Source organism: Aurantimonas litoralis, assembly GCF_026153195.1.
In the GTDB taxonomy this organism is placed as follows: Bacteria; Pseudomonadota; Alphaproteobacteria; order Rhizobiales; family Rhizobiaceae; genus Aurantimonas; species Aurantimonas coralicida.
In genome coordinates this window covers 250,814-276,312 of sequence record NZ_JAPFBM010000003.1, presented here as the reverse complement: position 1 = coordinate 276,312, position 25,499 = coordinate 250,814, and the positions used below count along the sequence as shown (strand labels likewise).

16 protein-coding genes are annotated in these 25,499 nt (G+C 62.6%); 7 read left to right on the top strand and 9 right to left on the bottom strand.

Annotation, left to right across the window (positions count from 1 at the left end):
* Positions 1 to 15: 15 nt before the first annotated feature.
* The 3 genes from N7I30_RS08750 to N7I30_RS08740 form a co-directional block, all read right to left on the bottom strand.
* Complete coding sequence (locus N7I30_RS08750; protein ID WP_498638167.1) at positions 16 to 480, bottom strand: tripartite tricarboxylate transporter TctB family protein; 465 nt, start codon at positions 478 to 480, stop codon at positions 16 to 18.
* On the bottom strand, positions 477 to 1,439 hold the full coding sequence (locus N7I30_RS08745) for a tripartite tricarboxylate transporter substrate binding protein (RefSeq protein ID WP_498638165.1): 963 nt from the start codon (positions 1,437 to 1,439) through the stop codon (positions 477 to 479). Before N7I30_RS08745 ends, N7I30_RS08750 begins: the two co-directional genes overlap by 4 nt.
* Positions 1,440 to 1,504: 65 nt before the next feature.
* On the bottom strand, positions 1,505 to 2,179 hold the full coding sequence (locus tag N7I30_RS08740) for an RraA family protein (RefSeq protein WP_228240688.1): 675 nt from the start codon (positions 2,177 to 2,179) through the stop codon (positions 1,505 to 1,507).
* Positions 2,180 to 2,281: 102 nt separating this feature from the next.
* On the opposite strand from N7I30_RS08740, the gene N7I30_RS08735 reads away from it, so the two are divergent.
* Positions 2,282 to 3,190, top strand: coding sequence for a LysR family transcriptional regulator (locus N7I30_RS08735; protein ID WP_498638164.1), 909 nt, complete (start codon positions 2,282 to 2,284; stop codon positions 3,188 to 3,190).
* A gap of 536 nt (positions 3,191 to 3,726) precedes the next feature.
* On the opposite strand, the gene N7I30_RS08730 is transcribed toward N7I30_RS08735, so the two are convergent.
* A complete protein-coding gene (locus N7I30_RS08730) occupies positions 3,727 to 3,900 on the bottom strand; it encodes a hypothetical protein (protein ID WP_498638162.1) in 174 nt (57 codons plus the stop codon).
* A 232-nt stretch (positions 3,901 to 4,132) separates the two neighbouring features.
* On the opposite strand from N7I30_RS08730, the gene N7I30_RS08725 reads away from it, so the two are divergent.
* The 6 genes from N7I30_RS08725 to N7I30_RS08700 are packed head-to-tail and all read left to right on the top strand — an operon-like array spanning position 4,133 to position 14,962.
* Positions 4,133 to 7,189: a BPTD_3080 family restriction endonuclease gene (locus N7I30_RS08725; protein WP_498638160.1), complete on the top strand. Its 3,057-nt coding sequence runs from the start codon at positions 4,133 to 4,135 to the stop codon at positions 7,187 to 7,189.
* Positions 7,186 to 8,007 carry a hypothetical protein gene (locus tag N7I30_RS08720; RefSeq protein WP_498638158.1) on the top strand — a complete coding sequence of 274 codons (822 nt, stop codon included), beginning with the start codon at positions 7,186 to 7,188 and terminating at the stop codon, positions 8,005 to 8,007. Before N7I30_RS08725 ends, N7I30_RS08720 begins: the two co-directional genes overlap by 4 nt.
* Complete coding sequence (locus N7I30_RS08715) at positions 8,004 to 8,924, top strand: hypothetical protein (RefSeq protein ID WP_498638156.1); 921 nt, start codon at positions 8,004 to 8,006, stop codon at positions 8,922 to 8,924. Before N7I30_RS08720 ends, N7I30_RS08715 begins: the two co-directional genes overlap by 4 nt.
* Positions 8,840 to 11,812, top strand: a complete 2,973-nt coding sequence (locus N7I30_RS08710) for a site-specific DNA-methyltransferase (protein ID WP_498638155.1) — start codon at positions 8,840 to 8,842, stop codon at positions 11,810 to 11,812. The genes N7I30_RS08715 and N7I30_RS08710 overlap by 85 nt, the downstream gene beginning before the upstream one ends.
* Before the next feature lie 11 nt (positions 11,813 to 11,823).
* Positions 11,824 to 12,906 (top strand): HNH endonuclease, encoded by a 1,083-nt coding sequence (locus N7I30_RS08705; RefSeq protein ID WP_498638153.1) that lies wholly within the window; start codon positions 11,824 to 11,826, stop codon positions 12,904 to 12,906.
* Positions 12,907 to 12,910: 4 nt separating this feature from the next.
* Positions 12,911 to 14,962 carry a UvrD-helicase domain-containing protein gene (locus N7I30_RS08700; RefSeq protein WP_498638150.1) on the top strand — a complete coding sequence of 684 codons (2,052 nt, stop codon included), beginning with the start codon at positions 12,911 to 12,913 and terminating at the stop codon, positions 14,960 to 14,962.
* Here N7I30_RS08700 and N7I30_RS08695 read toward each other — a convergent pair.
* From N7I30_RS08695 to N7I30_RS08675, 5 genes are all read right to left on the bottom strand, one after another.
* The gene (locus N7I30_RS08695; protein ID WP_498638148.1) at positions 14,952 to 17,306 is read right to left on the bottom strand and encodes a hypothetical protein; all 2,355 of its coding nucleotides are present in this window, start codon (positions 17,304 to 17,306) and stop codon (positions 14,952 to 14,954) included. The genes N7I30_RS08700 and N7I30_RS08695 overlap by 11 nt on opposite strands.
* Positions 17,303 to 18,673, bottom strand: coding sequence for a DUF2357 domain-containing protein (locus N7I30_RS08690; RefSeq protein WP_498638146.1), 1,371 nt, complete (start codon positions 18,671 to 18,673; stop codon positions 17,303 to 17,305). The genes N7I30_RS08695 and N7I30_RS08690 overlap by 4 nt, the downstream gene beginning before the upstream one ends.
* Before the next feature lie 117 nt (positions 18,674 to 18,790).
* Complete coding sequence (locus N7I30_RS08685) at positions 18,791 to 20,794, bottom strand: McrB family protein (protein WP_498638144.1); 2,004 nt, start codon at positions 20,792 to 20,794, stop codon at positions 18,791 to 18,793.
* A gap of 2 nt (positions 20,795 to 20,796) precedes the next feature.
* Positions 20,797 to 22,275, bottom strand: a complete 1,479-nt coding sequence (locus tag N7I30_RS08680; protein ID WP_498638142.1) for a hypothetical protein — start codon at positions 22,273 to 22,275, stop codon at positions 20,797 to 20,799.
* Positions 22,247 to 25,420: an AAA domain-containing protein gene (locus N7I30_RS08675; RefSeq protein WP_498638140.1), complete on the bottom strand. Its 3,174-nt coding sequence runs from the start codon at positions 25,418 to 25,420 to the stop codon at positions 22,247 to 22,249. The genes N7I30_RS08680 and N7I30_RS08675 overlap by 29 nt, the downstream gene beginning before the upstream one ends.
* Positions 25,421 to 25,499: the final 79 nt, after the last annotated feature.

Below are 25,499 nucleotides of genomic sequence, written 5' to 3'. Positions count from 1 at the left end.
TACCCCTTCGGGTGGTTAGAACCACGCCCCGGACGGCAGCGGGATCAGGAAGAGCTTGCGCAGCACCTGGTCCACCAGCACCGGAACGGCGAGCGTCAGGATCAGGGCGATGAGCCCGCTGGCGGGGCGGTAGACGAGGAACACCGCCACCATGAACAGAACCGAGGCGGCCAGGAAGCCGATCGACGGCATGGCGAGGGCGTAGACCACCAGCATGACGGTGAAGACGAGGCCGGCGCCGAGCCCGCGGCCGAAGCGGCGGTCGCCGTCGCCCGCGGCCGGGCCGCTGGTGGCGAAGACGCCGACGCTCAGAAGCAGCGTCACCGCCCCGGCGAAGTTCGGCAGGGCCGTCGGCCCCACCGAATAGAAATCGCCGGTGCCCATCGCCGCGGCGCTGGCTCCGACTTCCGGGACGAGGATCGCCAGGAAGTAGACCGAGGCCAGGCCGCAGACGATGGCGACAACCCGCGTGGCTGTCATTGCGCGGTCTTCGGCGTGTCGCCCATGGCGTTGGCGATGGAATCCGACATGTCGCGCATCGCCTTTTCGAAATCGGCGCCGCTGAGATAGCCCGGGGTGATGTTGCCGCGCTCGGCCAAGGTCTTGAAGGTCTCGGATTCGATCGCCTTGGTGAAGCGGTCCTGCAGATATTCGGCCACCTCGTCCGGAATGCCGGCCGGCGCGACGAGCCCCTTCATGTTCTCCAGATCGACGTCGTAGCCGAGTTCGGTCAGCGACGGCACGTCGGGCAGCTGCTCGGCCCGGTCCGAGGTCGTGGCGATGGCGTTGACATTGCCGGCCTCGACCTGCGCCGCGGCATCGCCCGGCGTGATGATCGCCATGTCGACATGACCGCCGAGCAGGGCCGCAAGAGCCGGTGCGCCGCCCTGATAGGGCACGTGCTGGATCTGGATGCCGGCTTCCTTCTCGAACACCAGGAAGGCCGAATGCAGGATGCCGGCAGGACCGGAGGAGGCATAGGCGAGCTTGCCCGGATCGGCCTTGGCCGCCTCGACCACCGCCTCGACGCTGTCGAGGCCGCTGCCCTGCTTGGTGACGATCACCATGTGCTCGCGATTGACCCGCAGGATGCCGCGGAAATCATCGAGGCTGTAGGAAATCTCGCGATGGTTGGGCACCGAGGTGCTCTCGCTGCCGCCGGCGACGAGCAGCGTGTGGCCGTCGGGCTCGGCCTTGGCGACCGTCTCGGCGGCCAGCGTGCCGGATGCGCCCGGGCGGTTCACCACCACTAACGGCACGGGGAAGAATTCCTGCGCGGCCGAGGCGATCAGGCGGGCCGTCTGGTCGGTGCCGCCGCCGGGCGCGAAGCCGACGATGATCTCGATCGGGCGCTCCGGCTTCCATTCGGCGCTGGCCGGCGACGCCACCGCGGCGGCGACGAGCCCCATGGTGACGGCAATCGTCTTGACGAATTTCATGATGTCCTCCCTCTTGTGTTGACTGGTCTTCCGACGGGCCGCCGCGGACGGCGCCCCATCCCTCCTCACACGCCTTCGCAGCCCTTGGCCTTCAGGATCTCGTCCACCCAGGCGCGATCCCATCCGGCGCCCGCAATGGCCGCCTGGATGCCGGCTTCCTTTTCCTGCTGCGCCCGCGACGCCGCCAGTACGCTCTCCGCCTCCTCGCGGGGAATGCACACGACGCCGTCGAGATCGCCGATGACGATGTCGCCCGGCGCGATCACCATGCCGTCCAGCGAGATCGGCACGTTCACCTCGCCCGGGCCGTCCTTGTAGGGACCGCGATGGCTGACGCCGGCGCCATAGACGGGATAGTCGTCGACCGCGATCACGTCCATGTCGCGCACCGCGCCGTTGACGACGAAGCCGACGACCCCGCGCGAGCGGGCATGGCTGATGATCAGCTCGCCGATCAGCGCGTTGGTGAGGTCACCGCCCGCATCGACGACGATCACGTCGCCGGGCTGGGCGATGTCGGCGGCCTTGTGGATCATCAGATTGTCGCCGGGCCGGGTCTTCACGGTCAGCGCCGTGCCGGCCAGCGTGCCACCCTTGTGCATCGGACGCACCGACGGTCCGGCGGCGACCATGCGGTTCAGATTGTCACTGATGATAGCTGACGGAATCTGCGCGAACGCCTCCACCAGCGATCGGTCACTGCGCACGTGCCCGTCCAGCACACGAAATCCTGCTGCCACTCCGGCCTCCCTGCCGCTCTTCATCACGGGGAGCTTGACCGAGGCCGGTCATTCCGTCCAATACATTGTTGGCACTTCAATGATAGCGACAGGGCATCACTGATGGTCGAGACGCGCCTGCTCCGATCCTTCGTCTGCGTCGCCGAGGAGCTGCATTTCGGCCGGGCCGCCCGCCGCCTGCACATCGCCCAGCCGGCCCTGACCCGGCAGATCCAGCAGCTCGAAGAGCGGCTGCAGGCGACCTTGCTCAATCGCAACCAGCGCATCGTGACCCTGACCCCGGCCGGCCGGATGTTCCTGGAGCGCTCCTACCGGATCCTGACGGATCTCGAGCAGGCGGCCAAGGAAGTGCGGCGGGTCGAGGCGGGGCAGGAAGGCCGCCTGTCCGTGGGGTTCATTCACTCTTCCACCTATGGCGTCACGCCGCTCGTCCTGCGCCGGTTCCGCCTGGCGTTTCCACGGGTCGATCTCGAACTGTTCGAGATGACCATTCAGGAGCAGCTGGCGGCGCTGCGCGACGGCCAGATCGACGTCGGCATCCTGCGCCCGCCGATCTCGGATCCCAGCCTGCGCGCCCGCCCCTTGCGCGAGGAGCGCTTCGTGGTGGCGCTGCCGCACGACCATCGCCTCGCCTCAACCGACCGGCTGCATCTGCGCGACCTGTCGGAGGACGGGTTCATCCTGTTTACCCAGCGCAAGAGCCCGCTCTTCTACGCCCGGATCATCGGCATGTGCGAAAAGGCCGGCTTCGTCCCGCGGGTCGAGCAATATGCCACCCAGATCCACACGATGATCGGCCTCGTCAGCGCCGGCATGGGCGCGGCGATCGTGCCGGAGGTCGCGCGCAGCCTGAACATTCCGGGCGTCGCTTACGTGGAGATCGCCGATACACCGCCCACCGTGCAGGTCTGCCTCGGCTGGCGGGCCAGCGACACCTCCCCCATCCTCGCCGCCTTCTGCGATCACGCCGAAACCAGCGCCCGCCTCGCTGCCGAAACCACGGGTGGATGAGGAGCTGCGTTGGGCTCTTCCGGCCAAAACACGCATCGCGACCGCGCTACTAACCGCGGGGTCTCCTGAGCAGAGCCGCGCGACCTGAGCGACGCCGAGTTCGTTCTGCAACGAGATCTCGACGCTCATGCCGCAGAACGATCCTGCCACTCGATACACGGCTCAACGCGCCACCCTGCTAGGCGCGCTGGTGGTCAGAATGCCGGGAAAACAGGGGTCTGGAAATTGGCGGGGTGTGATGTCCGAATGGCGGAGAGGGGGGGATTCTACCCCGATTTTCGACCAAGACACTGATTCGACTATACCTTCGCCAGAAATCTTCTCCCGACTGTGACAGCGCGGTGTGACGGCAACGCAGATCGCCGCGTGCCAATAATTCTAGCGCAAAAACACGGAAGCGCCAGCGGATCGGCTCCAGAACGGACGCGTGCTCCGTCTTGGTCGGCAGGACAATTGCCAATCAGCAAGCCATAGCCTCGCCCGTAAAGCGTGCTGCTACCGGTTGGCCAATGGGCTCCAGCCCCCGCCTATCGGCTTCACATCTGCACCTTTTCGTAGGTCGAACCCGCCCGGATGAGAAAGCCGTCCGTTGGCGACGGCTCGCGGAGATAATCGAGCATTGGCCGGGAAATCTCCTGGGCGTCCTCCTCGTAGAGTCCGCAACCTCGGATCGCCTGTCGGTGATCGACGCGGCGGCCGAGATATTCCATGTGGCGCGCTACCGATGCCCGCGTATCCGGGCCCTCATGAACGCGTGTTCAGATCATGTAACGGTTCGATACTTTCCGCTCGGCAGCACATCGGTTGCTCGACGGCCCACCGGATGCGCAATCACATCGAATACAATTCGGCCATCTCTTCGGGCGAACTGCTGCTGCATCTAAGGGAGGGTTATCGTACGGTAGTGGAGAATCACGCGCCACAACCGATTCCCGGTGATCAATGCCCGTTGCTACGCAGAAATTCTTCGAACAACCAATCCTGAATTCTCCCTACGAGAAGCCAGCACGACACTGGGAGCTGGATCTACAGGGTCGGCCGACGGACCTTATTCTCGATTTGCGTCGCCGAGCGGAACTGATCTCCGCAATTCCCGCCCCCCGGAAACGCTCCCGCGCCGAGCAGGCCGAGATGGTCTACGATACGGGGCACGGACTCTCCACCGACACCCAGGAGTTCAATCCGACACCGATCATCAACGAGTTGCGGCAGGAGATCGAGACCTGGCGGAACCTGCCAAACCCTGAGCAGTGGCAGGTCACGCCGGTTACCGCCAACCTTCTTCGCCACTGGCGCGCGCTGCAGCAGGACACCAGCCGGCCGATCCGTCCTTTCTTCTGCCAGCTCGAGGCAGTCGAGACGGCGATCTGGCTCGCCGAGGTCGCGCCAAAGGCCGGCCGGCGCGGTCGCCGCTATCTCGACTGGCTGAACGATGCCAATGCCAGCGCGACCACGCCCGGTGCGCCCGATCTCTTCCGCATCGCCTTGAAGCTCGCCACTGGGGCCGGGAAGACGACCGTCATGGCCATGCTGATCGCATGGCAAGCGATCAACGCCGCACGCAGCCGCAATTCCAGGCTCTTCTCCCGCGGCTTCCTCCTGATCGCCCCCGGCATCACAATCAGGGACAGGCTGCGCGTGCTCCTGCCAAACGACCCGGAGAACTACTACCGCCGCCTCGATCTCGTGCCGACGGACCTGATGCCCGATCTCGGCGTCGCGAAGATCGTCATCACCAACTATCACGCGTTCCAGCTCCGCGAACGCCTTTCGCTGGCCAAGGGGACTCGTTCGGCACTTCGGGGTCACGGCGACGAAATCGTCACCGTCGAGACCGAAGGCCAGATGCTCCAGCGCGTCATGGCCGAACTCATGGGCCTCGGCCCGATCGTCGTCATCAACGACGAGGCGCATCACTGCTATCGCGAACGCCCGGCCGAGGAGCAAGTCAAGCTCACCAAGGAAGAGAAGGCGGATGCCAAGGAAAACGAGGAGGCGGCGCGTCTCTGGATTACGGGCATCGAAGCGGTCAAGAGCCACCTCGGCGTGGCGGCCGTCTACGATCTCTCCGCGACACCTTTCTTCCTTGCCGGCTCCGGCTGGCCGGAGGGCACGTTGTTTCCCTGGGTGGTCAGCGATTTCTCGCTGATGGATGCGATCGAATCCGGCATCGTGAAGCTGCCACGCGTGCCGGTGGCGGACAATCTGGCGTCGGGCCGTGAACCGCTCTACCGCAATCTCTGGCCAACGATTCGCGACAAAATGCCGAAGAAGGGCCGCGGTGCTGCTAAGCCCGACCCGCACAAGCTGCCGATCGAACTGCAGACCGCCCTCGAAGCTCTCTACGGCCATTACAAGAAGACCTACGATGCCTGGAAGGCGAAGAGCATCGGCGTGCCGCCGGTCTTCATTGTGGTCTGCAACGACACCGTCAACTCCGAGCTCGTCGCCGACTACATCGGCGGCTTCGAGCGCGAGACCAAAGACGGCGAGCTGCATTTCCACCAGGGCCGGCTCGAACTCTTCCGCAATTACACCGATGACGGCGAACGTCTGTCGCGGCCGCGCACGCTCCTCATCGACAGCCAGCGGATCGATTCCGGGGAGGCGATCGACGCCAGGTTCCGCGATGCCTACGCCGCCGAGATCGATGCCTTTCGGGCCGAGAAGGCCCAACGCGACGGGGCAGTCGAAGCCCAGAAGCTCACCGACGAGGACATCCTGCGGGAGGTCCTCAATACCGTCGGCAAGCCTGGGCGGCTCGGCGCCGAGATCCGCTGCGTTGTCTCCGTCTCGATGCTGACCGAGGGATGGGATGCCAACACCGTTACCCACATTCTCGGCTTACGCGCCTTCTCGACCAAGCTGATCTGCGAACAGGTCATCGGGCGCGCACTGCGCCGCTTGTCCTACGAGGCCGAGCCGGAGACCGGCCTGTTCGGTGTCGAATATGCCGACATCATGGGCATCGATGATCTGAATTTCTCCGCCCAGGCGATCGCGGCCCCGGTAAAGGCGCCGCGCGAGATCATCCATGTCCACGCCGTCAGCCCCGAGCGCGACCATCTTGAGATCGAGTTCCCGCGGGTCGAAGGCTTCCGCATTGAGCTACCTGACGAGAAGTTGATGGCCGACTTCTCTAAGCTCGAACCCTATGTCCTCGATCCCGACAAGGTCGGCTCCACCGAGGTGACGATGCAGGGCATCGTCGGCATGCCTGAAAAATTGACGCTCGACCACATGAAGGCGATGCGGCCATCGGAGATAGTTTTCAGACTCGCCACGCACCTTCTCACCGAAAAGCTGCGTGACGTTGACGAGGAACCAAAACTCCATCTCTTCCCCCAGTGCCAGCGGCTGGTGAAGCAGTGGCTCGACGCAGGCCTCCTCGTCTGCAAGGGCGGTACGGTCTCGGCACAGATCACCTACAAGCAGCTCGCCGACGAGGTGACCGAGCAGATCGCGGCGTCGATCAATGTCGGCGCCACCGGCGAGCGCGCGGTGCGGGCCATCCTCGATCCCTATGCGCCGGCCGGCTCAACGATGGACGTCTCCTTCAACGTTTCGAAGGCCGACCTGTACTCGCCCAACCCAGACAGAAGCCACGTCAACTGGGTGGTGCTTGATTCCGACTGGGAAGGCCAGTGCGCCCAGGTGATCGAAGACCATCCGCGGGTCCTCGCCTATGCCAAGAACCACAATCTCGGTTTCGAGGTGCCCTATCTCGCAAAGGGAGAACCCCGCCGTTACCGGCCGGATTTCCTTGCGCGGATCGACGATGGACACGACACCCCCCTCACCCTGATCCTTGAGGTAAAAGGCTTTCGCGGCCATGACGTGCCGCTGAAAACAGCCGCGGTCCGCGACCGCTGGATTCCGGCGGTCGAGCGGATCGGTCGCTTTGGCCGATGGGACTTCGGCGAACTCCGCGACCCTTACCGGATGAAAGAAGAGCTGGACGACCTCGTGATGAAGCATGTGAAGGAAGAAGCCCGTTGAACGAGTTGCTGGGATTGGCTGCCGTAGATGCCGTGCGGTGGTGGCTGACCGTGGACGGGCCCCACCTGGTGATCGTTGATAGCCGAAGGAGAAAGAATGGGCCGGCCGGGCAATTGCTCGATGCGAAGACCGTCGAGCGGCTATCCAAGCTCTACGGCGTCAGACGCAACATGGTAGCGACCGGTCCCGCCGATGAATTGATGGCCGAGACCTTCGGCACGTTGAGGAGATCCGCCGGCGCGACCCTTCACGCCCAAGCTCAAGAGCTGACGACAGCATATGGAACCATCAAGAGTAGGCTCGCGAATTTGAGGCCATCTGGAACCAAGGATGGCCAGCCGTACTCGCCGATGAACCTCGACTCGGGACTGAGCAAATTGTCCTGGTTCGTTCAGCCCGAGAGATGGACGCCTTTCGACAATTTGGCGAGCACGGGCGTGGGCATTCGCACCGCGACTACCAGAATGACGCGGATGGAGCGCTTCTACACGCGCCTTGACGAATTGAAGTTCCTCGATGTCGCCGCAGCCGTCGATGCCCTCATCGAGCGCTACGAGTTGAACTGCCGTGTAACGGAGCAAAACCGGGTGCACGGCGAGCGGGCTCTCGACCGCTTCCTGATGTTCAACGGAATGAAGGACGGGCAGCGACAGAGCGAGTGCGCCGTCGCCCAAGGCTTCCTTGAGTGCGCGCCGGAGCCGCTCGGCAACCGTCTGCAGAACTTCTTCGACGCCATCCAGCGAGACCAGACCGTGATGGATTTCGTGAAGGCGATCGAACTCCTAACCGCTCGGACGCCGAAAAGGCTAGATTCATGACCCCCATCACCTTCGGCCGTCTGCAGGATCTCCCCCCACGCGAGGCCTGGGCACGCGAGGATCACGTTTTCACGCCTTGGCTCGCCGAGAACATCGATCACCTGTCCGAAGTGATCGGCATCCCGCTGGAGCTTACCGGCCAGGAGGTGCGGGTGGAGCGATTTGCCGCCGACATCCTCGCCCGCAATCCGCAGGACGACAGCGTCGTCCTGATCGAAAACCAGCTGGAAACAACCGATCACAGCCATCTCGGACAGATCATGACCTATCTGGCGGGACTGGAAGCCAAGACCGTGGTCTGGATCGCGCCGAGCTTTCGCGAACCACATCTGTCCGCCATACGCTGGTTAAACGAGCACACCGCCGACGGCTTTTCGTTCTTCGCGGTCCGACTTCGCGTGGTCAGGATTGCCGACAGCCCGTTCGCCCCGGTCTTCGAGGTCGTCGAGAAGCCGAATGACTGGGACAAGCAGCTCGCGGACAAGCGGCAGGACGTGACAGGTGCCGCGAGTGACCTCGGCGACCGACGGCAGCGCTTCTGGCGCGCCTATGCCGATCGCCATCCGAACGCCTCCCCAGAGCGGTTCAAGGACACGCGCCAGTCCTTTGCCTGGGCGAACATCATCGCCGACGCGATCGTGATCGTCCTGTGGGTCGGATCCCCGAGATCCGGCCTGTTCGTTCGCGGTCGGCGGAATACCGCCGAAGACGCGGTCGCACAGCTCCTCGAGCCACACGCCAAAACGATTTCGGGGCGCCTTGGCATCGACTTTACCGGTGACCCCGCCGAGTTGTCGCAAAGGGCCGACATTCCGCTGGCCGATGAAGCCCGATGGCCCGAGCTGATCGACTGGATGGAAGAACGCCGCAGCGCCTATGTGCGCACACTCACAGAGACACTGGAAGAATTCGTGTAATGGCCGATCCCAAATCCACCCCCGTCGATGCGATCACCCATCCCGAAACCCGCGCCAACATCCCGCCGGCCGAGCTGGAAAGCGTCCTGCCGGAGGATGACCGGCGGCCGATCAAGGTGGCCTATGAGCGGCGCAACGCGGATCTCGATCCGCAGCTCGTCTGGCGAGGCAAGGACGTCTCCGACTGGTCGGACCTCGTCGTCGATGCGCCGCCGATCTATCTGCAGGAGCAGGTCCACCCCAAGGCGCTTATCGAGGATCTGCGCGCCCATGTGGCGAACGGCCGGCCGCGCTCGGGGTCGAACGGCGCCGGGCCGAGCCTGTTCGATCATTTCGGCCTTGCCGATGAGGACCGCGAGGCGGAGATCGAGTTCTACCGCCACACCCGCAAATGGTCGAACCGGATGATCCTGGGCGACTCCATGCAGGTCATGGCCTCGCTGGCGGAAAGGGAGGGGCTGCGCGGAAAAGTCCAGTGCATCTATATCGACCCGCCCTACGGCATCCGCTTCAACTCGAATTTCCAGTGGAGCACCACGAGCCGCGACGTGAAGGACGGCAATCTCGCGCATCTCACCCGTGAGCCCGAGCAGGTGAAGGCCTTTCGCGACACCTGGCGCGACGGCATCCACTCCTACCTCACCTATCTGCGCGACCGGCTCACCGTCGCCCGCGACCTCCTCACCGACAGCGGCTCCTGCTTCGTCCAGATTGGCGACGAGAACGTCCACCGCGTGCGGGCGCTGATGGACGAAGTGTTCGGGGAGGAGAATTTCCAGTCTTTGATCACCTTCGTGAAGACGACTGGTCAGACGGACAATTATCTAGCGTCGGTTGCGGATTATGTCGTTTGGTACAGTAGAGATGCATCACGTTCAAAATTTCGGCGGCCTCTTCGAGAAAAGTCTCTCGGTGCGGAAGGCGCCTTAGCCTACAGATCCGCTATTGACGACACCGGTACCGAATTAACTTTCTCCGAGGCCCAGAAACGGACCGATGTTCGTTTCTACACGACCAGTGACCTAACGAGCCAAAGTCCGGGTACGCGCTATGACGTAAATTTTCAAGGAGAGGGCTTCTATCCAAAGGGCTATTGGAAAACCGAGCAAGCATCGTTTCCAAAGCTTCTTTCCGCCGGGCGAATTCGAAAAATTGGGCGCAATCTTCGCTATCTTCGCTATCTTGAAGATTACAACGTTTTTCCACTTAGTAACAATTGGTCCGATACAGGTGTTGCGGGTTTCGCTTCTGATAAAATTTACATAGTGCAGACTTCTCTTAAAATTGTTGAACGATGTATCCTTATGACAACCGACCCCGGTGATCTGGTCCTAGACCCAACCTGCGGTTCGGGAACCACCGCCTCTGTCGCCGAACAGTGGGGCCGGCGCTGGATCACCGCCGACACCTCCCGCGTCGCTTTGGCGCTGGCCCGCGCCCGCATTATGGGCGCGAAATATCCCTATTACCTCCTCGCCGATACGCCGGAGGGCCTCGCCAAGGAGGCTGCGCTCTCCCGCTCCGCCCCATCGACGAGGGCGACCGCCGGCGACATCCGCCAGGGCTTCGTCTATGAGCGCGTGCCGCATATCACGCTGAAGTCGATCGCCAACAACACCGAGATCGACGTCATCTGGGATCGGATGCAGCCCGCCGTGGAGGATGCGCGGGCCGCGTTGAACGCCGCCCTGAAGGGGTTCGGCACGCCATATAAGGTCGAGACCGGCGGCCGCGCCGGCCAGACGATCGACTTCACCGCCTCCGGCACGGTGACACTGCCTTCCGGCGAGGACGCGCCGGCGAACGGCTTCATGGAATGGGAAATGCCGCGCGAGGCGCCCGACGCGTGGCCGCAAGCTGCCAAGACCGCACTCGCCGGCTTTTGGGAGGCGCGGATCGCCAGGCAGCGGGAAATCGACGCTTCGATCGCGGCCAGGGCCGAATTCGAAACCCTTTACGACAAGCCGATCGAGGACAGGAAGCGCGTCCGCGTCGCCGGACCTTTCACGGTCGAAAGCCTCTCGCCCCACCGCTCGGTCGGGATTGACGAGGATGGCGAGCTGATCGACACGCTCGATGCTGCCGAGGGATCGCGCCGTCGCGAGGTACAGGAGTCGGAGAATTATTACGAGGCGATCCTCGACAATCTGAAGAAAGCCGGCGTCCAGCAGCGCGACAAGGCCGATCGCATCAGTTTCACGACCCTGAAGCCCTGGCCCGGCGAGTTCATCTCCGCCGACGGGCGCTACCAGGAGGGTGAAGGAGAAAGCGAAAAGGAAAGGCGCGCGGCGATCTTCGTCGGCCCGGAATACGGCACCGTCCAACGCGCCGACCTCGTTGCCGCGGCCCGCGAGGCGGCCGAGGCCGGCTTCGACGTCCTCGTCGCCTGCGCCTTCAACTTCGACGCCCATGCCGGCGAGATGCAGAAGCTGGGCGCCGTGCCGGTGCTGCGCACCCGGATGAACGCCGACCTGCACATGGCCGGCGACCTGAAAGCCGGCGGCGGCAACCTCTTCGTCGTCTTCGGCGAGCCGGACATCGAAGTGAAGGCGGACGGCGACAGGGTGCGGGTGGAACTCAGGGGCCTTGACGTCTTCCGGCCCCAGACCGGCGAGGTCGTCTCATCCGATGCCGCCGACATCGCCTGCTGGTTCATCGACACCGACTACGACATGGAGTCTTTCTTCGTCCGCCACGCCTACTTCCCCGGCGCCGACGTCCCCTACAAGGCGCTGAAGAACACGCTGAAGGCAGAGATCGACGAAGACGCCTGGGACAGCCTGAAACGCACCGTCTCCCGGGCGTTCCCGAAACCGAAGACCGGTCGGATCGCAGTGAAGGTGATCAACCACCTCGGGGACGAGGTCATGAAGATATTGAGGGTGTGATGCATACTGTTATGAAACCGATCGTCTGGAACGACGCAGGATATCGGCATCCGACTGGTGGTCCGTTTCAAGGCGGGTATCCCGCAGACAACGGATATGGCCATGAGGAGTGGAATCATCGACCCGATCTTATCGTGGAACACGATGGTCGTCCGATGAAGATCTTCCATTCAGAACGGGTTTCCAAGCCCGATATAGTTTTCGATGGTCAGCCAATCACACTGCATCTCTACGCATCGCGTGGTGGAAGACAGGCCATCATGTCCACAGCCCGAAACTGTATCTCCCTCCATGAAGATCTGGCTGGAAGACTTGCTATCGTAGAGAAGTTACCGGCTATACGCGAGCTCTGGGAGGATGCTTGGCGCCTACCATTTGTTCAAAAAGGCTCCGACAAGCGTACGTTCAGAAATAAATGGTTCGAAAAAGACGCTTCGTGGATCCCAACATGGCTCTGTCCGATCGAGGATTTTTTTGCTTGGGAGAGACCGATCATTGTCGACGGCCACGCGATCAAGGGTCGGCGGTTCGGGACGCGCTACAAGACATCGGAGCTGTTGAACGCCGATCAGGCATCAGCTCTTGATGATTTTCTGCCTTTTTCAGATCAGTCGGAAAGAAGCGAAGAGGCCGATGTCGAGGTCATCAATGCGAGGGATCTCCCGGCGACTACCAGAAAGAGCCTCATCGACGCTCGGCGGGGACAAGGTAAGTTTCGGTCGGACTTGATGAGGCGCTGGAACGGTAAGTGTGCGGTCACTGGTTGTGGCCTGAGTGAAGTTCTTCGAGCATCTCACATCAAGGCATGGCACGAATCGAGTGATCGAGAACGGCTCAGTCCCGAGAACGGATTATTACTAATCGCTACGCTGGACGCGCTCTTCGACCGACATCTCATCTCTTTTAGCGACGACGGCAAAATGCTGATCTCACCACGGATCGGCAGCGAAGAGCGACAGCTCCTGTCTCTGACTCCTGATGTGCAGATTGAGGTGCCATCGAAAATGAAACGATACCTGAAGCAGCATAGGTTGCAATTCGATGACGTCGGGCAACGAAAAAGCGTGCATTCATCTAGTACGACGCCATTCTAAGCTCATGACCCTGCGCATCGCCAACAGCTTCACCAGTTCGCTCGCCAAACTCACCGCCCAGGAGCAGGCCGTCGCCAAGCAGACGGCCTTCGACTTGCAGATGGACCTGTCGCGGCCCGGCCTGTCGCTGCACCGGGTGGACAGGGCCCGCGACAAGGGCTTCTGGACGGCCCGCGTCAATGCCGACATCCGCATCGTCCTGCACCGTAAGGGTGAGGAGGCGACACTCGCCTTCGTCGCTCATCACGATACGGCCTATCGCTGGGCGGAGACCCACCGACTCGATACGCATCCGGTGACCGGCGCGGCGCAACTCGTCGAGATCCGCGAGACGATCGAGGAGATCGTCGTTCCGGTTTACGTGGCCGAGGAGCAGTCGAAGCCCCGACTGTTCGCGAAGACGCCGGAGGCAACGCTGATGCTCTGCGGCGTGCCGGAGGACTGGATCGGCGACGTTCGCGATGTCGACGAGGACTCCATCTTCTCCTTGGCTGAGCACCTCCCGTCGGAGGCAATGGAGGCGCTTCTCAACCTCGCCACCGGCATCGAACCCTCGCCGGCAGCCCCGACCACCGATCCCTTCGCCCATCCGGATGCACAGCGCCACTTCCGGCTGCTGACCGACGAGGCGGACCTGCGGCGCGCACTCGATGCGCCATGGGAAACCTGGGCCGTTTTCCTGCATCCGGCACAGCGCGAATTCGTCGAGCGCGAATTCGCCGGTCCCGCCCGTGTCATCGGCAGCGCCGGGACGGGAAAGACCGTCGTGGCACTGCATCGTGCCGTCCGTCTGGCTCGCGAAAATCCGGGCGCGAATGTCCTGCTGACGACGTTCAACAGTATTCTCGCAGCATCGCTGAAGCAGAAGGTCGAAACACTGACAGGCGGCGATCATGATCTGACCCGCCGGATCACCATCACAGATCTGCCTGCCGCGACACGGACACTGCATGAAAAGCTGATTGGTCCGGTCACGCTGGCCAGCGAGGCGGAGGTCGCCGCGGCTCTTCTTGCCGCCAAGTCGGAGGCCGGACTCGAGGTTGACGACCGCTTCCTCATCGACGAGTGGCGGCTGATCGTCGACGGGCGCCAGATCGAGGACCGCGAGACCTATCAAGACCTGCCGCGCCTGGGCCGCAAGCGGCGCCTGACAGGCGAACGCCGCGAAGCACTCTGGACGGCTTTCGAGATCGCACGAACGCGGTTGGACGCAGCTGGTGTCACGACCTACGCGACGATGCTGAACCGGCTGGCGCGACACATGGAGGGTGTTGAAGCACCGTTCGACTTCATCGTCGTCGACGAGGCGCAGGACATTCTGGCGGCGGAGCTCCGCATCCTTGGCAGGATCGCGGGCGGGACACCGAATGGGCTGTTCTTCGCCGGCGACATCGGACAGCGCATTTTTCGCCCGGCCTTTTCCTGGCGCTCAGAGGGTGTCGAGATCCAGGGACGGTCACGGTCCCTACGCGTGAACTACAGAACTTCCCAGCAGATCCGACAGCAGGCCGACGGCCTCCTGCCTTCGTCCCTGGTCGAAGCGGACGGTTCGGAAGACCTTCGCACCGGCGTCCAGTCCCTGTTCACGGGCCCCGAACCCACGGTGCATGTATTCGAGACGACCGATGCAGAACGAGACGCGGTCGCGGTGTGGATTACGGCACGACTGTCGCAGGGTATGGAACCGCGTTCGATTGCGCTCGTCGTCCGGTCTGAGCTCCAGTTCGAACGCGCCAAGGCCGCGATCGATGCGGCCGGACTTCCGGCACCAACGAGTGCGGATGATGCATCGGCCATCCAGCTCGCGATCATGCATGACATCAAAGGCCTGGAGTTTCGCGCCGTCGCGATTGTGGCCTGCGACGAAGGCGTCATCCCTTCGCAGGAGCGGATGATCGAGGCAGCCGACGCAAGTAGTCTCTCAGACGTCTACGCGACCGAGCGCCACCTCCTCTACGTCGCGTGTACACGGGCGCGCGAGAGCCTGCTGGTAACCGCTGTCGAACCAGCATCAGAGTTTCTTGATGATCTTTCCCTGAACCAATCTAGATTGTAAACAGATCGGCCAGCAGATCCGGGTTGGTTCCGGTTCCCTCCAGCTCATCGCCAATATCGCGAAGCAATTTCAGGATCTTCTTCGAACTCTTGATTTCTTCTGACCGTCGGGAGATATCGTCGATCGCCGTATCGACGGAGGATTTGAGCTTCGTGGCGACCGGATCCTGCCCGGCAATCAGAGCGTAAGGTTCTTTCAATCGCCACCGGAGGAGACCCGCGAGTAGCAGCGGGGCGTAATTGAAGCGCGTGTATTGCTTGCCGAACTCCGCGCGGAATTCGCCGCGAACCCGCTTGGCAAGGCGTTCGACATCGGGCCTCTCCAGATGCTTGGGGGCAGTGTCCGAACGCGACAGGAGGAAGGCAACACAGGCTGTCTCCCTACGCCAGTTCCAATCTGGAATGGCCTTGCGCATGGCAAGACGTAGCACTTCCCGTTCGTCTTCGCGTTCACGAACACTGCGGCCCAGTCCCTGCCAGATCAGGATCCAGTGGGGCGACGCCGAAACGAGTGGCGTCTCTTCGTTTTTAATGGCCTCAATCAAATGAGGCACCAGGTCCTGCGGACAGCGACGAAATTGCCAGGTCAGGAATTTCAGCGGCGCAGTATCGAGTGGCCGACGGCCGCGTAGCATCGCCTCGATCTCACCCATTGCCACAGCCGAGATCCGATCCAGGCGGCGAATGTCTGCCTCCGTGACACCGGCTGGCGCATCCCCATCAGACGACAGACAGTAGCGGCCTTGCGACCGCTGCACTAAGCGGCCGGAAAGGCTGTCCCACTCCTTGCTGGAAGGCACCAGTGAGGTTTCCAGCAGCAGTTTGCCGAGGCCTGAGCGATAACCGTCACCTGCCCATGCCTCTTCGCCGCAAGGCAGCACCATCCGTTCCGGAATGGAAGGGGGCGGGTGCTGGAGGCTGTCGATGATCGTCTGCCAGGGTCGATCGACTGGCTCTGCCTGATCGAAGTCGATGCTTTCCTGAGAAGGAAGTGCCGACGATTCCAGAACGATGCGGGCTCGGCCCGCGGCCGGCATCTGTTCGACGGAAAGCGCGATGGGTGTAGTCTGGGCAACTGGATTGTCCAGTTTGATCCGGGCCTTGCGCGGCAGTTCCGCCGTTTCCTTGCGGAGCCAAATGTCGAAACCGGACTGGCCGGCAATGATGGCCAGTTGAGCTGGTGCGGGACTGCGGTAGAGCCGTCCGGCCGGTAGCGTCTCCTCCGGATCGATAAGGGGAAAGGATTGTGCACCCTCCCGACCACTGACGATCGTATCGATACCGGGAAGAAAGTCGAAGAAGACTGTCTGACGCGCATCCACGCGGCGCGCAGCGAGAAGCGCGCCGGAAGCAACACTGTCCGAAGGCAGGTGGATCAGCGGAACGGGCAGCGCGTCGGCTAGCGCGCCGGCCACAGTGCGTGCGAAGCTGCCCTCACCCACTGTCTCGAAGAGAACGAGATCGCAGCTCGACAGGAAACTAGGCAAGTTTGTCGACAGGAAAGGGGCGGTATCTGGCAAGGGCTCGTCTGTTTCCAGCCTGTGCCAGCCACCGTTCGCCAGGCGGACGAGTTCCGCAAACGGATCCATGCCAAGCGCCAGCGCTGCAGGCAGACTCGCATTCGCCAGCACCGCTTCTGGGGCTATGGTCACGCGATCGAGCTGCGGACGAAGAATTGCGCGGGCGGCAGCCAATCGGTTCTCGAAGCCAGCATCTGATGCCACTTCACAGCCGACGCTCCGTCGCTCGGGTGCTATGATGCCGTCGCCATCCTCTCGGCGAATCCGAAGCTGCTGGATTTTGAAGCCCTTGGCGCTCTGGCATATCACGCCGACCCGCATTCCCTCCTCGATGCTCCCAGTCCCCATGGCGGCAAGGGTTGCCAGGACCGGACGCCAGACGAGATGGCGGATCTCGACCTTCGCCGCGCGCATTGCCTGCAGCCAGCATTCGCGGGTCAGATCGTCCGTCTTCGCATCGTCATTTATGGACAGAACACCGACGCGGGAACGATCGGCAAGACCTGTCATCAGCGCCGCCAGCAAGACGGATCTGTCTTCGTCCCGACGAAGGAGGATCGCATCCATCCGGTCGCGCCGGTCCATCGCGCCGATCTGTCCCCATCCGTCCCCCCGGCCGTGCGGCGCCAGATCCGCCTGCACGCCGCCGATCCAACGGACTGTCCCGTTGGCTGCGGACCGGACGATTGCGGGGTTCGGCCCCGTCTCCAGAACCGTGTCCGTTTCGAAGTCCTCGTCCTCGCCAGACTGAATGATCCAATTGCGCGCAGCCCGATCGCGCCAGCCATTGATGTCGTAACCGCAGAGCCTGCGCGGGCCGTTCATCGCACGGCTCCGGACACGAATTTCGCAACAGCGGCCATGCCCGAAAGAAGCGGGGCACCAGAACCGTCGAATGCAATACTATCCACCGTCACCGCCCCCGCGGTGCAAGTTGCGTGATCGAAGCGGCCATGCCCCGGGGTAAGGATCAGACCCTCGCGAAGGATCTCGTTGTCATTGATCGACTGGAGCGATGCGAGAAGCGCCTTCGCCTCACGAGCGGCGCCCGCCGGTTCAATCGGCTGCATTGCATGCGGTGTCCAGACGAGGACGCGCCGCGGCGCATCAAGCCCGCTCAGCGCACTGATCTTGAGCGAGACGGTCGCACGGGCTCTTTTCTGGCGCGTCGAGGGATTTGCAGGCCGGGCTAGCACTTCAACGACGAGATCGGCTTCCCGCAGCCAAAACACTGCAATTGGCCGGTCCTGCCGAAACCAACGTCCGGTGACGGCTTCGTCCTGCCAGGCGATAGGCGATTGGGCAATGCAGATGCTGTCCGGCAGCGCCTCCAGCGCCAGAACGATCGCAAGCACGCAAAAATCGGTCCACGTTTCCGCTTGCCAGGCCCAGAGATCGTCCAGCACGCGCTCGCGCTCGATTAGCCGGCGCCAAGCTTCAAAAACAGCCCGGTAATCCGCGTTCTGCATCAGAACATAGTTCGGCGTTGCCGCCCTATCGGCGATGCCGACTCCTAATCCGTCGAGATAGTGCGAGAGCGCCTTGCAGGCACTGCGGAAGGCCGCGACACGCTGGTAGCGCTGGCTGGTCTGAGCCTTTTCATGGGCTGCGAGCCATTCGCGCGCCACATCGGCTGCGAGGCGGCTATAGGCGTTCAGGACACGGTTCTCCAGCGTGTCATAGTTCTCACGCCGGACCGTCGCCATGATCCGCTGATCGGAACCTGCGCGCTCAGCGACGGTCCGGCCGGGCTGACGGGCGAGCCACAGCATAGCGCCGCGATCCATTTCCTGCACACGATCCAGCACGACCTTCTCTCGACTGCGTCGCAAGATGCGTCGCAAGGTGCGCGGAAAATCCCGAATAAGATGGGACAGCTCGCGCGCCTGTCGCACGATTTCCGCCATTCGTGGGTCATCGCCTTTGCCTGCACGCTCCCATGCGTTCCGAAGCCGGGGCCAGACTTGCGCGGGGTTATCCAGGGCCTCGCCGAGTTCCTGAACGCGAGCCAGCACTTCGTTCATCCGGTGCAGCGCGAGATGAGCGGCCTCTTCCTCGGACGTGCGGATCGGCTGCCCGCTTCTCGGGCGAACAGGGAAGCCGCAACGGTCGGGCCGAGATCCGACCGAACGACGCGACGGGTAGGGGTGAATGACAAGCATGCCGCTTTTGGCCTGCACGAGCGCAGGCATGAGCTCGACACAGTCACGTGCGCCCTCAGATCCGAGCGAGAGGAGGCAGTCTGCGGGGCCGAACGACGTTGCGTCGGCGATCCCCTCGTTGGCCCATGGACGCGACAAGCGCACCGATCAGCGCTCCACACCCAGCCAGGTGAATTGACCTGAACCTTCCTGCGCGGCCTCAACCGACTGGCCGATTGCTTCAGCAAGGGCCTGATCCTTGAAGTCATGATCGGCCAGGCGGCGAAGCTCGTCGAACTCGTCGCCGAACGTATCGACCTCAATACCGCGCAGTTTCGGCAGGAGGCGCATTTCCATCTGATCAGCCATCGCCCGGTGCCAGATTTGGCCGCCGCTGGCGGTCGGGTAATTGGCCGCGTAGGCGAGGATCGCACGGCCGAGCCGGTGACCAAACGGCCGATGGAAGCCTTTCATGACATTCATCATAGAGTTGAGCCCAACGGCAACGAGCGGCGGTGTCTCCGCTCCGCTAATGGGCTTCACCCAGCTGCGCCAGCGGCTGTGCGGCAACGCCTCTTCAGAAGCCAGATCACCAAGACTTTTCTGCTGCTGGATCTGGCGCGGCGCCGTAAAGCGCATGACATTGGCGCGATCGATCACCTTGTCGGACAGCGACTGAGTGCTCTCATCTTCGTTCATCGTCCCGGCGAACAGAAGATTGTAGCCCGGGAAGATACGCGGCGCGCGCTCACCCTTCGCCATCGGGATTTCCAATTCTATTTCGGCATCCTTGCGAGCGTTGCTATTCGTCACGCGATCATGGGGCGGACGGCTTTCCAGCCGACTGAGAAAGTCCGAGAAATAATATTCGACGCGGGCGAGGTTCATTTCATCGAGCAATACCATCATCATCCGGTCCTTTAGCGCATCCGGATTGTTTGCTGAGTCTAGCTTGAAGAGGGCACGGGCCATGTCGGTCGGACGGAATCGGCCCTCAATGTAGTTGTAAAACCCCATGAGATCCTGGGGGCTGTCCCAACGCGGCTGCACCGGCGCCTGCAGGAAGCCGATCCCCATGCCTGCGGCGTAAACCCGCGGAAGCTGACTTTTGCCGGTACCCGAGATGCCGGCAAGGACTGTCATCTGCGACGTCTCGTTGACCTTCATGGCCGTGTGGAAGGCATGGACGATGCGTTGCGGGAACGAAAGCCCCGTGGCTTGCAACCTTTCCTCCACGCGCGAGAGCGCATCTGCCTCTTCCATCAAGGCAGATTTCGGCCAAGTCGTCAGAGACTCGATGACCATCGGTACAATTTTCAGTTCCGCAAGCGGATCAATCGCAGGCGATCCGTTGGACCTACCTGGCTGAGGCTGATGCGCCTCGATTTCTGCCTCAAGAATAGTAATCTTCATCTGCAACGCATTACGGCGCTCTTCGAGATGCTCATGCTCTGCGCGTGCATTAATCAGCTGTTGGCGTGACTCATCCCGCGCGGACTGCACCTCCCGCAGATCGCCCCGACAATCTGCGAGACCGGCGGCGGCCTCAGTCGTTGCCGTCTCAAGGTCCACGCGACGACGCTCGATCTCCTGTAGCTGCTGCTGAGCTTCGCGAAGGCGCTCCCCGGCCTGCCGGGCCTGCCCCACTGCCTCGGCCAACCGAGCCTTTTCGGTCCGCAGCGCATCGGCTTCGGCAGTCAATGACGCGAACTGGGCCCGAAGGTCGGCGATACGCTGATCGAGATTCTCGGCCTGGGCAATTCGGTCGTTCGCCGCTTCGAGTTCCTCCCGCGCATTTCGCAGATCTCCATCAACCGCCAGCTTCTCGTTCAGCGCCTGTTCCGTCTCTTCGCGGAGAGCTCTGACCTCTTCACGCTGCTCCGCTCGGGAGTTCCATTCCGCGATGAGGTCGTCCCGCTGACGTATCAGCGCATCTACCTCTGCCTGGAAAGACGCAACATTTTCGAGTGCTTCGCTCCGTTTGCGGAGTGTCTCTTCGACTTCGGCCAGATCGCTGCGCTTGGCGGCGATGCGCTCCTCCAGAAGCGTGAGACTCTCAACCGGCCCTCGCGCCGTCACAACCTGATCGTGACGAATCGCGAGGAAAATCTGGAAGACGGCGATGGCCGCAAGAAAGCCGGCTACGATGGTAAAGATTTCGAAAGTCGTCATGATCAGTTCCGGTCGATCTCGGCGCTATCGCCGGGGCTCGCCGAGGCGGGCAGCTGTGGCGTTGGCTCAGCAATAGCCCCGTCGGGGAGCCGAGCCTCCAACGCCGTGATTTCCTGCTGCAGGGCTTCGCGCCACGCTGTCAGGTTCTCTATGTCCTGAGCGACGGAACCGCGCCGACCGTTGAGATCGGCGAGTGTCTCTCGGATGCGTTGCAGTTCGCTTGCCTCGCGGCTGCTCTCTTGGGCACTTTTCGCAGCCTCCGCTCGCAGTGCCGCCACCTGACTTTCGAGTGCGCTTTTCTGCGCATCGGCATCGGCCATGGCAGTCTTCGCTTCGGCTAGAGACGAGAGGACACCGCGCTGCTTTTCGATCGATGCGGCAAGCGCCGCAAGAACGCCTTGTGCCTTTTCCTTCTCCTGCCGCGCCGCTTCAACATCCGTTCTCACCTCGCCCAGGACGACACGCTGCTCGGCAAGATTCGCTTCCAGACCCGCGAGTTCCTCTCTGGCGACGGATGCTGCGTCCTCCGCCGCCTTCTGCCGCGCATCGGCAGCGGCGCGTTGCTCGTTCGATAAAGCCAAGGCCTGTCGTCCCTTATGAGCCTCTTCCTCCAGCGTCGACTGGCGGGACTGCAGGCCGTCGACCGTGGTCCTCAATTGCTCTATCTGCGCCTGCATGCCTGCTCGTTGCCTAGTCGTCTCGTCGAGCTCTTCTTGTGCGTCGCCGATCGAAGCGCGCGTCGCAGCCAGACGCTCCGTCGCAGCGCTGATTTGGTTCGGCAGCGCGCTGGCGCGAGCCTGCAGGGGTGCGATCTCATCGGCTAGCGCCTTGCGGCGAGCTTCCAGAGCCTCGACCTCAGACTTCGTACGCTGCAGGTCGCTGACATCCTGAGATAAGGAGTCCCTCTGGCTTGTAAGACTTTCGCGTTGACGGCGAAGATCTTCGATCTCTTGTGCGACTCGATCGCGCTCGGCGCCGGAAGCGCCGACTTCGTCGGCCAGCGCCGCCTTTTGCCGTTCGAGCGAACCGACCGCCGTCCGAGCTGTTCGAGTTGCCTCGGTCAATCGCTCCAGTTCGGCACGAGTATCTTGGCTCTGCTCGATTAGGTTCTGCGCTTCGGTCGCGCGCTTCTCGAGTTGCGCGATCGCCGCTGCGCGGCTCTTCAGCGCTTCCTCCTCAGCTTGGCGGCGTCTGTCAGCCTGAGCGAGCTCGGATTTGAGCGCTTCCACGCGGATATTCAGTCGATCGATTTCTTCAGACTTCTCTAGGGAAGAAGTATTGAGTGCATTGCGTTCGTTTAGCAGCCGGTCACGCTCGGACGTATACCGCTCGATCTCTGCCCTGATCGGCCCGTAATTCTCCTCCAGATCCTTCATTTTGATGAAAAGAACGCTGATGGCTGCACCGACTACGAGCAAAAGCAGCAGGGCAAGAAGAGTCGATGTGCGGACCTTACGAAAGGTCGTGATGGACCCAGTCAAGGCATCCCTCCATGTCTTTGGCAAGTTCGTCTACCCAGAAGCGACGCACGCGCCACCCCAGGGACCTAAGCTGATGGTCGCGCCAGAGATCACCCATCTTTCTGTTCCCGTCGATGTCTGCGTGCCATTGGCGCCCGTCGATCTCAAGATCGAGCCGGACGCCGTTTTGCCCAAACAACGCAAAATCAAGAAAGCGTCCGGCGATTTCGTATTGGGGTTTCGGATCGAGTCCGCGCGCCTTCAGTTCATGGAAAACCCGTTCTTCCCAGGAACTGTCGAACTTGCCTTCAACCGAACGCTTTCGCTGCTCCGTCGCATACGCGGCAAGCTTGGCAAGCGATTTGATCGCTCCACTTCTTGCATAGGTGAGATCGCCAAAGACATGGGTCAGCGCACGCCCACGACTGACGGCGACGTTGAGACGCCGCCATTCACGGTCGAAAAAAGTTATGCCGGTTGACGGACTGGCCGGCCCGACCGTCGGAGAGAAGATGATGACATCCCGCTCCTGCCCCTGAAAGGAGTCGATCGTCGCGATGCGCAACTCTGACCGCTCGCGCACATCTTGCGGCAGCGCCGCTTCGAGTTCGACCTGCAGAAGCGCCGCTTGCGAACGAAAAGGCGTCGTTACGCCGATCGTACCGTCATAGCCTTGCTCAACCAGGAGACCGTGCAGGTGACGTACGATGGCCGCCACTTCGTTGCAGTTGATGTTACCCGCGGTGCCGCTCGCGGGTGCGCGAACGTCTTCCCAGGCGAGGCCTGACCGAAAATTGGGCGGCGACCGCAGCGAACCCGGTACATGGGCCGCGCGCAAACGCCCCCCGTAAAACTGATTGATGTAATCGACGATCTGCGACGCCGAGCGATACTGGTCGCGCAGCATGGTCCGCTCCGCGCTTGCACAGTCGAAAGCAAAACTGAAGAGGGATTTCTGGCTCTGCGAGAAGCGCGCCATCGTTCCCAATGGCAGGTCATGGGCCTGCATGAGATTGCGGTCCTGCGCCAGACCGATCTGGCGGATGAAGGAAAGCTGCCGGTCATCACCGACGATCACCGCGCGCTTCGCCCGGGCCAGAAGGGGCAGCGAAGAGGCAATGTCGCACTGCGTGGCCTCGTCGAAGATCACCAGGTCGAAGAGGCCTCCATGCAGCGGCAGGCGCGAAGGCGCGCCGAGCACTGAAGCCAACCAGAGCGGACGGTGCCCCACGACAAGATCAGACAGCGTGCGCGGCACCGCCGCATGTTCGCCTGACAGCGCATGGCTATCGCTCTCGTCGGCCAGCAACTTGCGGTTTTCGCCCGCAAGCACGGACCGCGCAGCAAGATGACGCGGCAGCCAGTTTGCGACGAGGCCCGCGATGCTGTCTGTCAATGCGACCGGATCGTCCCCCGTTTCGGGAATAGCGATGAGCCGCCGTTCAATCTCCGAGATGCGCCGCTGACTCGAAACGAGCGGATCCGCCCAGGCGACCTGAATGCCCCCGCCACGCAGCCATCTCTCAACTGCGGAAGTCAGTCGCTGCCAGAATGAGCGGGACGGCGGCGCCGCAATTTCCCCAGCGGTTTTGTCCAGCGCCCGTTCCACGGTCCTCAGCGCCTCTACCTCTTCGCAAAGGGCCGAAAGCTGCAGATGCAGCTGTGTGCGCTCTCCGATCCGGTCGAGGACGGCATCACGGCGCGCGGCGGCCTCGACAAGTTGATCCCAGACACTCCGGTCCGGCCGAACCGCGAAGGCTGGAACCTCCGACAACATTTCCTGCACAGCCTTGTTGAAGGAAAGATCAACCTGACGCGCCGGATCAAGCGTGCGCACCATGAACGGCGCGTCGGGCGCAATGGCGCGCAGCCGTCCTTCGACAGCATCAAGCGCCTGATGATTCTTCGAGGCGACAAGCACGCTGCCATTCGCAGCGATGACGGAAGCCGCCATCGCCACGATCACTTGGCTCTTGCCAGTGCCGGGAGGGCCTGTGACAACAGAGAGCGGCGCTGTGCAAGCGGCGCGCAGCGCGACGATCTGTTCGCTATTCACCGACCCAATATTGATCGCGGGCGGCACTTCGAAACCGTTTGCCTCGACCGCAGGCCGCGGCATCCCCAGCAGCGATCCGAGCGCTGTAGCCGCAATTTTCGCATCCGGCCAGCCGGACAGCGTGTCGAGATCGCGCGCCGCAGCAGCCGTGAAGGTGTTGTCAGTCGACAGGAAGAGCGCCGCCATATCGAAGATGCGAGCGGCCGCTTGACCATCCAGTCGCAGCGTCAGTTCACCAACCATGTTGCGGCCAGTCAATCTACCGGCGGTTCGGCTCGCCATCGCTTCGCCTAGTCGATCGGCGAAGACTGACTGCGGCAAGCCACTACCGTCGGCTCCTGCGAAAAGCTTCGACAAATCGCTCCTGCTCCAAGCGGTGCCGCGTCCCGCCGCAGCCAGCCAGTCGGGATTGACGAGAACGTCGTCGCTGTCGACTTCAACGACCAGCAGCCCCTCATCCCGCTCCAGGCGGGCCGCGATCAGTCCAACCGGCCAGACGGCAGGGACCCCCTGATGAGCGCCGAGCGCAAGCGGCCAGCCGATCGCGAGCGTGTTTTCATGGCCTTCGCGCCGCAGCAACGCCTCGCGGAATTCGCTCGCCAGCGCGTCGAGTCGGATCTCCAGCCGCTGAACATGTCCGTTTTCCGGACAAAGCGGGCCGCGCCCCGCAACCAGATGCCATGATACGCCGTGGCGATCAGGCGTCTGGGTGATCGCCCCGCGCGGATCAGCCCGCAACGCGGCGCGATAATATTGCAGGAGCGCTCGTGGCTGCACTGTCTGCACGGGCTGCGTACTACTCGTAGGAGTGTCGGCCTGCTCAATCGCTTCAAAGCGCGCTCCGGCCGCGCGAAGCACCAATGGCTCGACGAGCGCGCCCGTCGAATCGGCACTGTCTTTTACGTCGGGGCTGCGAGGCAGGAACTTTCGGACTGGCCGCCAGCGTCCACCACGATCGCGGCGAATAAGCCCCTCGGCGAGGAGGTTTTCGATTTCCCCCTGCACGGCGAGACGCTTGGGAGGATCAAAGTCGACATCGAGCAAGGTCAGGATCTGCTGCGTGGTCCGTCCCCGCGGAAAAGCTTCGATGGTACGCAGAACGAACGACATGTTTCTGGGCCAGTATGCAATGATAGACTGCAACTTCCGGTCTACGCTAAAAGCTATATCGTTCAAGGGTATAATGTGG

Bases quoted from the DNA above. Each gene is read 5' to 3' on its own strand.
- N7I30_RS08685 (WP_498638144.1), bottom strand. From the start codon at position 20,794: ATGACGACTTTCGAAATCTTTACCATCGTAGCCGGCTTTCTTGCGGCC.
- N7I30_RS08730 (WP_498638162.1), bottom strand. From the start codon at position 3,900: ATGGAATATCTCGGCCGCCGCGTCGATCACCGACAGGCGATCCGAGGT.
- N7I30_RS08710 (WP_498638155.1), top strand. From the start codon at position 8,840: ATGGCCCGAGCTGATCGACTGGATGGAAGAACGCCGCAGCGCCTATGT.
- N7I30_RS08705 (WP_498638153.1), top strand. From the start codon at position 11,824: ATGAAACCGATCGTCTGGAACGACGCAGGATATCGGCATCCGACTGGT.
- N7I30_RS08750 (WP_498638167.1), bottom strand. From the start codon at position 480: ATGACAGCCACGCGGGTTGTCGCCATCGTCTGCGGCCTGGCCTCGGTC.
- N7I30_RS08745 (WP_498638165.1), bottom strand. From the start codon at position 1,439: ATGAAATTCGTCAAGACGATTGCCGTCACCATGGGGCTCGTCGCCGCC.
- N7I30_RS08675 (WP_498638140.1), bottom strand. From the start codon at position 25,420: ATGTCGTTCGTTCTGCGTACCATCGAAGCTTTTCCGCGGGGACGGACC.
- N7I30_RS08690 (WP_498638146.1), bottom strand. From the start codon at position 18,673: ATGCCTGCGCTCGTGCAGGCCAAAAGCGGCATGCTTGTCATTCACCCC.
- N7I30_RS08695 (WP_498638148.1), bottom strand. From the start codon at position 17,306: ATGAACGGCCCGCGCAGGCTCTGCGGTTACGACATCAATGGCTGGCGC.
- N7I30_RS08715 (WP_498638156.1), top strand. From the start codon at position 8,004: ATGACCCCCATCACCTTCGGCCGTCTGCAGGATCTCCCCCCACGCGAG.
- N7I30_RS08735 (WP_498638164.1), top strand. From the start codon at position 2,282: ATGGTCGAGACGCGCCTGCTCCGATCCTTCGTCTGCGTCGCCGAGGAG.
- N7I30_RS08725 (WP_498638160.1), top strand. From the start codon at position 4,133: ATGCCCGTTGCTACGCAGAAATTCTTCGAACAACCAATCCTGAATTCT.
- N7I30_RS08700 (WP_498638150.1), top strand. From the start codon at position 12,911: ATGACCCTGCGCATCGCCAACAGCTTCACCAGTTCGCTCGCCAAACTC.